Origin of the sequence: Gluconacetobacter sp. (assembly GCF_047721585.1) — a bacterium.
Classification (GTDB): Bacteria; Pseudomonadota; Alphaproteobacteria; order Acetobacterales; family Acetobacteraceae; genus Gluconacetobacter; species Gluconacetobacter dulcium.
In genome coordinates, this window is sequence record NZ_JBDNXE010000127.1 from 1 (window position 1) to 10542 (window position 10542).

At 68.0% G+C, this 10542-nt stretch carries 9 protein-coding genes; 6 read left to right on the forward strand and 3 right to left on the reverse strand.

Annotation, left to right across the window (positions count from 1 at the left end; all coding sequences use genetic code 11):
* Nucleotides 1-640, reverse strand: a 640-nt coding sequence (locus ABF821_RS17265) for a PRC-barrel domain-containing protein (protein ID WP_415530939.1), incomplete at its 3' end; no start/stop codon positions are given.
* 147 nt (nucleotides 641-787) lie between these two features.
* On the opposite strand from ABF821_RS17265, the gene ABF821_RS17270 reads away from it, so the two are divergent.
* The 3 genes from ABF821_RS17270 to ABF821_RS17280 all read left to right on the forward strand — a co-directional run bounded on the left by ABF821_RS17270 (nucleotide 788) and on the right by ABF821_RS17280 (nucleotide 4605).
* A complete protein-coding gene (locus ABF821_RS17270; RefSeq protein WP_415530941.1) occupies nucleotides 788-1510 on the forward strand; it encodes a response regulator in 723 nt (240 codons plus the stop codon).
* 103 nt (nucleotides 1511-1613) lie between these two features.
* On the forward strand, nucleotides 1614-3029 hold the full coding sequence (locus tag ABF821_RS17275) for an ATP-binding protein (RefSeq protein WP_415530947.1): 1416 nt from the start codon (nucleotides 1614-1616) through the stop codon (nucleotides 3027-3029).
* 574 nt (nucleotides 3030-3603) lie between these two features.
* Complete coding sequence (locus tag ABF821_RS17280; RefSeq protein ID WP_415530942.1) at nucleotides 3604-4605, forward strand: helix-turn-helix transcriptional regulator; 1002 nt, start codon at nucleotides 3604-3606, stop codon at nucleotides 4603-4605.
* Here the strand turns inward: ABF821_RS17280 and ABF821_RS17285 are convergent.
* Complete coding sequence (locus tag ABF821_RS17285; RefSeq protein WP_415530943.1) at nucleotides 4595-5419, reverse strand: sulfotransferase family protein; 825 nt, start codon at nucleotides 5417-5419, stop codon at nucleotides 4595-4597. The two genes, ABF821_RS17280 and ABF821_RS17285, sit on opposite strands and share 11 nt — an antisense overlap.
* A gap of 272 nt (nucleotides 5420-5691) precedes the next feature.
* On the opposite strand from ABF821_RS17285, the gene ABF821_RS17290 reads away from it, so the two are divergent.
* The 3 genes from ABF821_RS17290 (at nucleotide 5692) to ABF821_RS17300 (ending at nucleotide 10156) form a co-directional block, all read left to right on the forward strand.
* Entirely contained in the window at nucleotides 5692-6270 is a 579-nt protein-coding gene (locus tag ABF821_RS17290; RefSeq protein ID WP_182974679.1) for a YqaA family protein, read from the forward strand.
* Nucleotides 6271-6364: 94 nt separating this feature from the next.
* Nucleotides 6365-7351, forward strand: a complete 987-nt coding sequence (locus ABF821_RS17295; RefSeq protein WP_415530944.1) for an SDR family oxidoreductase — start codon at nucleotides 6365-6367, stop codon at nucleotides 7349-7351.
* Nucleotides 7352-7582: 231 nt separating this feature from the next.
* A complete protein-coding gene (locus ABF821_RS17300; protein WP_415530945.1) occupies nucleotides 7583-10156 on the forward strand; it encodes a cation-translocating P-type ATPase in 2574 nt (857 codons plus the stop codon).
* Nucleotides 10157-10263: 107 nt separating this feature from the next.
* On the opposite strand, the gene ABF821_RS17305 is transcribed toward ABF821_RS17300, so the two are convergent.
* The coding region (locus tag ABF821_RS17305) for a hypothetical protein (RefSeq protein WP_415530946.1) at nucleotides 10264-10542 on the reverse strand (279 nt) is incomplete at its 5' end.

Consider the following 10542-nt stretch of genomic DNA (forward strand, 5'->3'; position numbering starts at 1 on the left):
CCCCCCCCCCCGCCGCCCCCGGCGCGGCCGGCCCTGCGGGCGTGGGCGCGGGCGGTGGCGCCTGAATCACCTTCACATCCATCGACGTCGCGTCATAAGCCGGCGCCGAGCGCACACTGGCGGCATCGATGCGCAGTTTGACCGGACTTTTTTCCGTCAGCCCGCTCATCACGAACGCATCCCAGGCAATGGCCACACGCCGGTTGCCCACCCCCAGAAAGCCGCCGACATCCACCACGGCGGCGGCCGGATGCCCTTCCTGGTCCAGCAGCACGTCGATCACCTGCCCCACATGGTTGCCATCCGGCGCCACCACGTCACGGTCGATCAGGCTGCCCAGCCGGTGCGTGGCCGTGGCCGCCGCGCCATGCGCCTGCTCCGGTCGGGGCGACGGCGGCACCAGCAGGGCCGGCGGCGGCGGCGAGGTCAGCTCGGGCAGGTCGCCCGTCGGCATGTCCCGCGCGGGATTGCCGACAAAGCCTCCCCCCGGCGCGCCAGCCGGTATCGGCCCCACCTGCTCCGCCGCGCGCACGGCCCCGGACGACAGGACGAGAAGAACCGACAGCGCACCGACCAGAACCGCCGGACGCACGAAACGGCCGGGCGTACGCGCGACCGGGGACAGGGTGGAATGTTCCATCCCCAATCCTGTGCATGAACCGGGCGCTCCTGTCACAGGCTTCGAGGGGGTCCGGACCGTTTTTTTTTCCACAGGCCCGCTCCCCTCCAATTGCAACCGAATGAAACATCGACTGCACGGGCCGAAAAAGAGCGGTAAAGTAGAGGCATGGAGCCCATGCCTCACATTCTGGTCGTCGATGACGACCGCGAAATCCGCGATCTTCTCGCCCGTTTCCTCGAACGCAACATGTTCCGCGTCACCACGGCGCGTGACGGGCGTGAAACCCGCAAGGCATGGCTGGCCGGCCATTACCAGATCGTGGTGCTGGACCTGATGCTGCCCGGCGAATCCGGGCTGGAACTCGCCCGCTGGCTGCGCGAGCAGGCGAATGTCCCCATCATCATGCTCACGGCGATGGGCGACGAGACCGATCGCATCATCGGGCTGGAAATGGGCGCCGACGATTACCTGGCCAAACCCTTCAACCCGCGCGAATTGCTGGCGCGAATCCGCGCCATCCTGCGCCGCACGAGCGAAGCCCCCATCACGCGCGGCCCCGACGGCCACACGCAATGCCTCCATTTCTCGGGCTGGACGCTGGACGCCACACGCCGGCGACTGCTCAACCCCGACGGCACCGAGGTCGCGCTGACCGGCGGCGAATACGACCTGCTGATTGCCCTGCTCGACCGTGCCAACCGGGTGCTAACCCGCGACATGCTGTTCGACCTGCTGCGCGGCCGCCAGGCCGGCCCCTTCGACCGCGCGATCGACGTCGCCATCAGCCGCCTGCGCCGCAAGCTGGAAGATAACGGCCGCAACGCACAGTTGATCAAGACCGTCCGCGGCGGCGGCTACGTGCTGGCATCCGACGTCGAACGCCGTTAAATGCGCTCTATGCCCCACGCGCATGCCCCGACCCCATGACCCGAACTGAATGAACGCCGCCGATCCGGGGCCGGCCGCCGAAACGCGTGCCCTTCCCCGCCGCATGTTCCGCTGGTTCCTGCCCCGTTCGCTGGCCGCCCGCACCAGCCTGCTGCTGATCGTGGGGCTGGGCATCATCGAGGCCATCGGCCTGGGCGTCCACGCGCTCGACCGCATCGATTTCGACCGCCGCATGATCCAGCAGGAAAGCCAGAATCATGTCGGCATGATCTACCGCTCGATCGTCGAGACCCAGCCGGAGAATCGTGCGGCCGAACTGGCGGCGCTGCACCCGCCCGCGACGTTCCACATCACCCTCACCCCCGGCCCCGATCCCGCCATGGTCGACCAGACGGCCGACGACCCGATGGCCCACATGCACATGGGCCGCCCCCCCTTCGGGCACCTGCCCTTCGAGCAGCCCCCCTTCTCCCGGGGCGCCCAGGGATTGCCGCCGCTGCCGGCCCACATGCGGCCCCGGCAGATCCTGTTCGGCACGCTGCCCCACGGTGCGCGCGGCCGGGCGGTGTCCTTCCTGCTGCCCGACGAAACGCGATGGCTGACCATCCGCTACACCCTGCCCTCGCCCAATCCGTTTCGCTCCCCCACCTTCCCCACCGCCTTCGCGCTGATGACGGTGGCCGGCAGCGTACTCATCGTCTGGGGCGTACGGCGGCTGGTCGCTCCCGTCGGCACCCTGGCGGCGGCGGCCGAGGCCCTCGGCCGCGATGTCAACGCCCCGCCGATGTCCGAGGACGGACCGCTGGAAATCGCCCGCGCGGCGCAGGCCTTCAACACCATGGCCAGCCGCATCCGGCGTTTCCTGACCGACCGCACCCTGATGCTCACGGCGATCGGCCACGACCTGCGCACCCCGATCACCCGGCTGAAACTGCGCGCCGAATTCGTCGAGGACGACGAACTGCGCAACAAATTCCTGGCCGATCTCGACGAACTGGAAGCCATGGTCTCCGCCACCCTCGCCTTCGGCCGCGACACGTCGCGGCGCGAACCGATGGGCCGGCTGGACCTGACGGCCCTGCTCCAGACCATCCTGGACGAAGCCGCCGAAACCCACCCCGACCACGCCGAGGCGATCGGCTTCGCCGAACCGCCGCCGGCGGTCACGATCGCGGCCCGCCCGGTGGCGCTGAAGCGCGCGCTCAACAATCTGGTTCAGAACGCCATCCTCTATGGCGGCGGCGCACAGGTCACGCTGGCCCCGCCGCAACCGGGCAAGGAGGGCGAACGCCTGGTCACGGTCCTGATCGAGGATGACGGCCCCGGCCTGCCGCCCGAGGATCTGAACCGGATGTTCGAGCCCTTCGTCCGTGCCGAAACCAGCCGCAACCGCGAAACCGGCGGCACCGGCCTGGGCCTGGCGATCGCCCGCAACATCATCTGGGGCCTCGGCGGCGACATCCGCCTGGGCAACCGCACCCCGCACGGCCTGCGCGCCACCGTCACACTGGTCTGCTAGAGCCCTGATGACCGCCGCGTCTGACGCAATCAAGATGTCTGGCCATGCAGAAATGGCCACAAGGAAGCAAAAGCGGACAAGGCGCTCGATACAAACCCAAAGGTAACGCAATGTATCCACGCAGCGCCAGCCGTCATTTTTCTTGACTTGCCGGGCAGCGATTTATCTTTCTTTGTGGCGCGACGGCCACAAGGACGAGTTCATGACTGTCTCCGCGTTCGATGCCAGACGGATGACCACCCGCGCAGGGACATGCCGGATACCAGGTGACTTCCCTGACGGGCCATTCCATCCCAGTCGCCGCCCCCGCGACCGCTCGCGGACCAGCTCCCACCACGTCGTATTGTCGTCCGGACCCCAGAGGCCGGCAACGGGCACATGACGCGGACAACGCCCGGTCAGGCGAGAAAAAATGCCACCAGCGCAATCCCGATGGAGCCAGGCCGTACCCTTCCCGCCGCCTCTCCCGTAAAGAGGCTGCCCGGTCCCGATCTCACCATGCCCGCCGGCCACCGGCGGACGCGCACCGACAGCAATGTCGGACGATGTGCCCTGACAGCGGGGACACGCTAAAATGGCGGAACTGGACCCCAAAACCACCCCATCGGAGGCGAAGCGCCCGGACGATTCCCCCGGCACGATCTCGGCGGAGAGCGTTTATAACCGCCCTGGCGCGGCCGATGCGCTTCCCCCCATCGTCACGCTCAACGCCTACACCCAGCTCATCGCCCTGAATACCGGCATCCGGATTCTCTATTGGCAGTCCACGACCGAAAAGGCGTTTCGTTATTCTGTCCGCCACGACGACGATCTGATCTATTTCGGGGCTTATACCGATGGTGCCGCGCGGCTCGAAGCCCACTGCCATGACGGGCTCGCGTCCTACAACACCGAAGGCGGCTGCAACGATGCCTACGTCGCCTACCGCCCCGGCTGCCTGATCGACTTCACCAAGACGGCCGGGGCAGGGTCCGGCGTCACCATCGCCATCAGCCCCTCGGTGCTGGCCGAACTGTCGGCCGAGGATGCGACCGTGCTGGATCGGCGGCTGCGCTCGGGGCATTGTTTCAGCCAGATCCGGGGCGGCCGCGAGCTGATGGGACTGGCCACCGGCCTGCGGGCGGCACGAAACCGCACGGTACCGGGCAACCAGTTGCAGATGCTGGGCGGAAGTCTCTCTTTCATGGGGCTCCTAGTCGAACAGGTTTTCGGGCAGGACGAAACCCCGACACGCCTTTCCCGCGCCGAGGTCCGGCAAATGCAGACCGTCCGCGATTGTCTGTTGGCCGACCTTGCCGCGCCACCGCGTCTCGACCGTCTTGCCCGGCAGGCGGGCATGAGCGTCTCGCGCCTGCAACGCAGCTTTCGGCTCCTGTATGGCAGCAGCGTTTACGCATTGTTCCAGAAAGAACGGATGGATGAAGCACGTCGCCTGTTGCTCGCCGACGATGACTCCATCCTCAGCGTCGCGACCGCGTTGGGGTACAGCAACCCCGGCCATTTCTCCGCCGCCTTTCGCAGGCAGTTCGGACTCAACCCGTCCGAATTGCGGCGCACGGCCCGATTCAGGCGATGACGACCGCCCCCCTGTTGAGCTTGGGCTCGCGCCAGAACATCTGGTGCGCGAGCCGTTCCACCATATGCGGCGGAAGGGTCAGGGCGCGCTTCACCGGCGCGACACGGGGCCGGACCGCATGCAGACCGGGCGTACCAAGCGCGCTGTCGAAAATCGAGGTATCCGGCCCTTTCACATTCTCCGTATCGTAGGAGAATGCGGCCAGCCCAAGGCACTTTTCCAGTTCAGCGAGCACGCCACGCGGGTCGCGGACCAGACGATCGTACTCCACGATCATCAGCCTATCCGCATGCGGGCCGAAAAACGCCTCGTTCACAAGCCGCCATGCGTACCCGAATGCCCCCTCCCGAGACATCAGGTAGTCGATCCGGTCATGTTGCGTGGCGCGATGCGCGATGGGGACCAGCCGCGAGCGCAGAAGCGGATCACCGGCGACGAGACGCTCGAACGAGTTCAAGATCCAGACCGGGTCCCTGACGCAGCAGATCATTTTCGCATCCGGATACAGCGCGGCCAGCAATGGAACATGCGCGCACCAGTCGCGGCCGACATCCACAAGCACCGGTTTGCCGTGCGCACCGGCATGGTATCCCTCGACCACTCCCCGCAGAAGCCGCTGCCATTGGCCGTCGCGAAACGCCGTCTCGTATTCCCCTTCGCTCATCAGCGACATCAGACGCACCAGCATAGGGGCGACGGGGGTATTATGCCCCGCGGCATGAACGCCGGGATGCTGGTTCAAGAGCGCGGCAAGCAGCGTCGATCCCGAACGCGGGAGGCCGGAGATAACGTGAACGGCATGAGAAGACATCATGGCCACATGCATAGCCGCGCCCAATGCGCGCCCTCTTCCCCAAAACGGGATTTTCGTACCCCGATCCGGTCTTTCGCCCACACCAACGCTCCCGCACCTTTCCGCGCCAGACCGTGAAACGTCATGGCGCTCCGGAAAAGGCGGAAACCGACATGTCGGCAAACGGCACCATCGTCCCTTTCATTAAACCTGCGCCGCTTGCTCACGCGGCGCTTGTCGGGCGTTGTAACGCATGGCATCCCGCCCCTGACATCCGACATGGCGAACCGATCATGCTCGACCGCCTCTACGCCCGCACCCTTTCCCTGGCCGCCAGCCGCCACGCCCCGCTCTGGCTGGCCGTGATCGCGTTCGCCGAGGCCAGCGTCTTCCCCCTGCCGCCCGACATCCTGCTGGTGCCGATGGTGCTGGCCCACCGCGACCGCGCCTGGGCGCTGGCGGCGCTGTGCACGCTGGCCAGCGTCTGCGGCGGCCTCCTGGGCTGGTATATCGGCGCCGTCCTGCTGCAACACGTCGCCATGCCGATCATCCATTTCTACCATGCGGAAGCCCGGCTGATCGCGTTGCAGGAGCAGTTCCGCCAGTGGGGCGTGGCGATCATCCTCTTCAAGGGCCTCACGCCGATCCCCTTCAAGATCGTCACCATCGCCAGCGGCGCCGCGCATTTTCCGCTGCTGCCCTTCGTCCTGGCCTGCATCGCCACGCGCGGCGCCCGCTTCTTCCTGCTCGCCGCCCTACTCCGCCGCTATGGCGCGCCGATCCAGTCCTTCATCGAACGCCGCCTGACCCTGGTGGCCGCCCTGTTCGGCGTCGTGCTGGTCGGCGGCTTCGCGGCCCTCAAATACCTGTAGAACGCATAACCGGGCATAACCGCCCCGACTTGCGGCGCGCCCGATCCAAGAGCAAACAGGGCGGCAGACAGACCTGCCCAGCGGAGCCCGCCCCATGCCTCACCAGATCGCCGTCATTACCGGAGCCGGTGCCGGAATCGGCCGCGCGACCGCGCGGACCCTGGCCCGCGCCGGCTGCGACGTCGCGCTGATCGGCCGCGACGCGGCCCGCCTGGAAGACGCGGCGGCGGAACTGGCCGAACTCCACATCCGCACCCTCACCATCCCCGCCGATGTCACCGACGCCGAGGCGCTGGAGCGCGCCGCCGACCAGATCGAAGCGACACTCGGCCCGATCACCCTGTGGGTAAACTGCGCCGGCGCCGGCGTCAGCGGCCAGTTCGTGGAACTGCCGCCCGAGGAAATCCGCCGCGCGACCGAGGTCACCTACCTGGGCACCGTCTTCGGCACCCGCACGGCGCTGATCCGCATGCGGCGACGCGGCTACGGCACCATCGTCAATCTCGACGCCATTTCCCTGCCGCGCCCGCTGCGCAGCATCGAAAGCGGCGCACGGGCCGCGATCCGCGCCTTCACCGAAAGCCTGCGCCCCGAAATCCTGCATGACGGCGACCGCATCCTGCTCTCGCTGGTCAGGCTACCGGCCATCAACACCCCGCGCTTCGTCTGGACGCGCAACCATACCGGCAAGCGCCTGCGCCCCGCCGGCCCGGTCTTCGAGCCCGAAATCGCGGCCGAGGCGATCAGCCGCGCCGCCTTCGGCCGCCACCGCGACGTCCGGGTAGGCCTGTCGGGCATCGGCCATCGCATGGCGGCATTCCTGACCCCCGCACTGCTGGACCGCCGCCAGGCCGACCGCGCCTACCACCAGCAACTGGAAAAATACCCCGCCCCGGACAACACACCGGACAATCTGTTCACCCCGGTCTCCGGCGCCCACGGCGCGCACGGCCCCTTCGACCATCTCAGCCGTCGCACCATGCCGGTACTGCTGACCACCACCCTGCGCACGATCCTCACCGGCACCGCCCTGGCCGCCGGCATGGGCACACTCCTCGTCACCCTGCGTCGGAAGCGCTGAGGACCAGACCGCGCGTTCAAACAGCCTCCGCCTCTTCTCTTCCAACCCGCGAGATCCCCATTTCCTCGATGGGGCTGCCCGCGGGGGCTGCCCCGCGACGGTTTTTTTTCCCTCCACGGCATCCCCGGCACGGGATCGCGCGCTTGGCTCTTCGCGGGTGCAGCCGATCGCGGCTGAACGACCGCCAGGCCCAGGCGCCGCGTCGCGTCCCGTCGACAGGAGACCGCTTCCGTGGACCAGCCGGCAGACGCTCCCCTTCCTCCCTCCGACGCGCTTGCCGGCCTGACCGGGCACGAAGCCCAGGCCCGGTTGCAGACCGACGGCTTCAACGAACTTCCGCGCCAGGAACGCCGCACCCCGCTGGCCATCATGCGCGAGGTCCTGCGCGAGCCCATGCTCGCCCTGCTGCTGGTCGGCGGCGGCATCTATCTCCTGCTGGGCGACCTGCACGAGGCGCTGATCCTGCTGGCCTTCGCCTGCGTCTCCATCGCCATCACCGTGATTCAGGAAACCCGGACCGAACGGGTGCTGGACGCCCTGCGCGACCTGACCATCCCCCGGGCCCTGGTCATCCGTGACGGCACGCGGAAGCGCATTCCCGGCCGCGAAGTGGTCCGGGGCGACCTCATCGTGCTCGCCGAAGGCGACCGGGTCCCGGCCGATGCGCTGCTGATGCGCGCGCAGGATCTGCTCGCCGACGAATCCCTGCTGACGGGCGAAGCCGTCGCCGTGCGCAAATCCGTCGCGACCGCGACGCCCCCCACGGCCCGGCCGGGCGGCGACGACCAGCCCTTCGTCTATTCCGGCTCGCTGATCGTGCGCGGCAGCGGCATCGCCGAAGTGCGCGCCACCGGTTCGGGCAGCGAGATCGGCCGGATCGGCCAGTCGCTCCGCATGCTGGAGACCGAACCACCACGCCTGCGCGCCCAGACGGCCCGCCTGACCCGCCTCTGCGCGATCGGCGGCGGCCTGGTCAGCGCCCTCGCCCTGGTGCTGTACGGCACATTGCGCGGCGGCTGGCTCGACGCGGTACTGGCCGCCATCACGATCGGCATGAGCATGCTGCCGGAGGAATTTCCGGTCGTGCTCACCGTGTTCATGGCGATGGGGGCGTGGCGCATCTCGCGCGCCCGCGTGCTGACCCGCCGCGCGGCGGCCATCGAAACCCTCGGCTCGGCCACCGTCCTCTGCACCGACAAGACCGGAACCCTGACCGAGAACCGCATGTCAATCGCCGAACTGCGGGTCAGCGACGGCGAAACCATGGCCCCGCCCGCGTCCCTGACGGCCCTCTCTCCGCAGGCACAGGCCCTGGCCTTCCACGGCCTGCTGGCCAGCGCCCCCCAGCCGTTCGACCCGATGGAAACCGCCTTCCACGATTTCGCCCGCACCGCCCTGCCCGAACGCCCGCTCCCGACACAAGCGGGCTGGACGCTCGCACGCACCTACGGCCTGCGCCCCGACCTGCTGGCCGTCACACAGGTCTGGCGGCCCGACGCCGCACAGCCCTCCTGCGTGGTCGCCGCGAAAGGCGCGCCGGAAGCCATCGCCGCACTCTGCCATCTGGACGACACACGCCGCGCCGCCATCGGCCAGACCCTCGACGCCATGGCGGCCAGAGGTCTCCGCGTCCTCGGCGTCGCCAAAGCCTCCTTTGAAGGAACGGATTTTCCCGAAACCCCACACGGCTTCACGTTCCAGTTCCTCGGCCTCGTCGGCATTGCCGATCCCCTGCGGCCAAGCGTGCCGGATGCGGTGCGCGACTGCCGGTCGGCCGGCATCCGCGTCATGATGATCACCGGCGATTACCCGGAAACCGCCCGTGCCATCGCAGGCGCGGCCGGGATCGACAATGGCGCAACCATCCTGACCGGCGCCGCCATCGAAACGCTGGCCGAGCCCGCCCTGCGGGACCATCTCCGCACCGCAACCATCTGTGCCCGCATCATGCCGGAACAGAAGCTGCGGATCGTGCAGGCCCTGAAAGCCGGCGACGAAACCGTCGCCATGACGGGCGACGGCGTCAACGACGCGCCGGCGCTGAAAGCCGCGCATATCGGCATCGCCATGGGCGGACGCGGCACCGACGTGGCGCGCGAGGCCGCCGCGATCGTCCTGCTGGATGACGATTTCAGCTCCATCGTCACCGCCATCCGCCTGGGGCGGCGCATCTACGACAATCTGCGCAAGGCGATGGGCTTCGTCTTCGCCGTGCATGTGCCCATCGCCGGCCTGGCGCTGCTGCCGCTGGTCCTGGACTATCCCCTCATCTTCTCGCCGATCCACATCGCCTTCCTCGAGATGATCATCGACCCGGTCTGCACCATGGCCTTCGAGGCCGAGACCGAAGAGGAGGACATCATGCGCCGGCCACCCCGGCCCCCCTCCGAATCCCTGTTCTCACGGCCGCTGATCGTCTGGAGCCTGCTCCAGGGCCTGCTGGTCTTCCTCCTCGTCGGCGGCCTGTTCATGTTCGCCACCCTGCACGCCATGCCGGCCGAAGAATCACGCGCCCTCACCTTCGTCTCGCTGGTGCTCTCGATCGTCAGCCTGATCCTCGTGAACCGGTCGTTCAGCACCTCCCTGGTCACGGCCATAAGGCGGCCCAACGCCACCCTGCTCTGGATTCTCGGGACGATGACCACCGTCCTCGTATCCAGCGTTCTGGTGCCGGCCGTCCGGAACCTCTTCCGCTTCGCCCCCCTGCATTGGCACGATCTGGGCCTGAGCATCGGCGCGGCGGCCACCGTGCTGGTCGTGCTGGAAATCGCCAAGACCTTCTGGCGCGATCGCTTGAGGTTCTGAAAGCGCCGTTTGCAAAATCACCCTGCCGACGCAGCCAACTTCATCGCACTGCCTCTGAAAAATCGGCGCAGGACCGGCCTCGCCCCCGCATCACCCTCTGACCTGCGTCACCATTTGATCCGCATGCCGGCGGTCAGCGCGGCGGTCCCGACCGCGCTACCGGTATTGGTCTCCCGATGACCGCCGAACATGTTGATCGTCAGGTCCATGCCGGGCACGCCCTTGACGGGATAGGCAGCGGTCACGGTCCGCCCCGTCTCCATCGGCACGGGGCTGGCATTGCTCTGCTCAATATCGAACGGCCCCACATGCCCTGTCCTGCCCGATGCCGGCGGCGCCAGCGAATATGTCGGGGCGGTCACAGAATACCCCGATCCTCCAGCCCC

Coding starts and splice junctions, on each gene's coding strand:
- ABF821_RS17270 (WP_415530941.1), top strand. CDS start 788: ATGGAGCCCATGCCTCACATTCTGGTCGTCGATGACGACCGCGAAATC.
- ABF821_RS17275 (WP_415530947.1), top strand. CDS start 1,614: ATGTTCCGCTGGTTCCTGCCCCGTTCGCTGGCCGCCCGCACCAGCCTG.
- ABF821_RS17280 (WP_415530942.1), top strand. CDS start 3,604: ATGGCGGAACTGGACCCCAAAACCACCCCATCGGAGGCGAAGCGCCCG.
- ABF821_RS17285 (WP_415530943.1), bottom strand. CDS start 5,419: ATGATGTCTTCTCATGCCGTTCACGTTATCTCCGGCCTCCCGCGTTCG.
- ABF821_RS17290 (WP_182974679.1), top strand. CDS start 5,692: ATGCTCGACCGCCTCTACGCCCGCACCCTTTCCCTGGCCGCCAGCCGC.
- ABF821_RS17295 (WP_415530944.1), top strand. CDS start 6,365: ATGCCTCACCAGATCGCCGTCATTACCGGAGCCGGTGCCGGAATCGGC.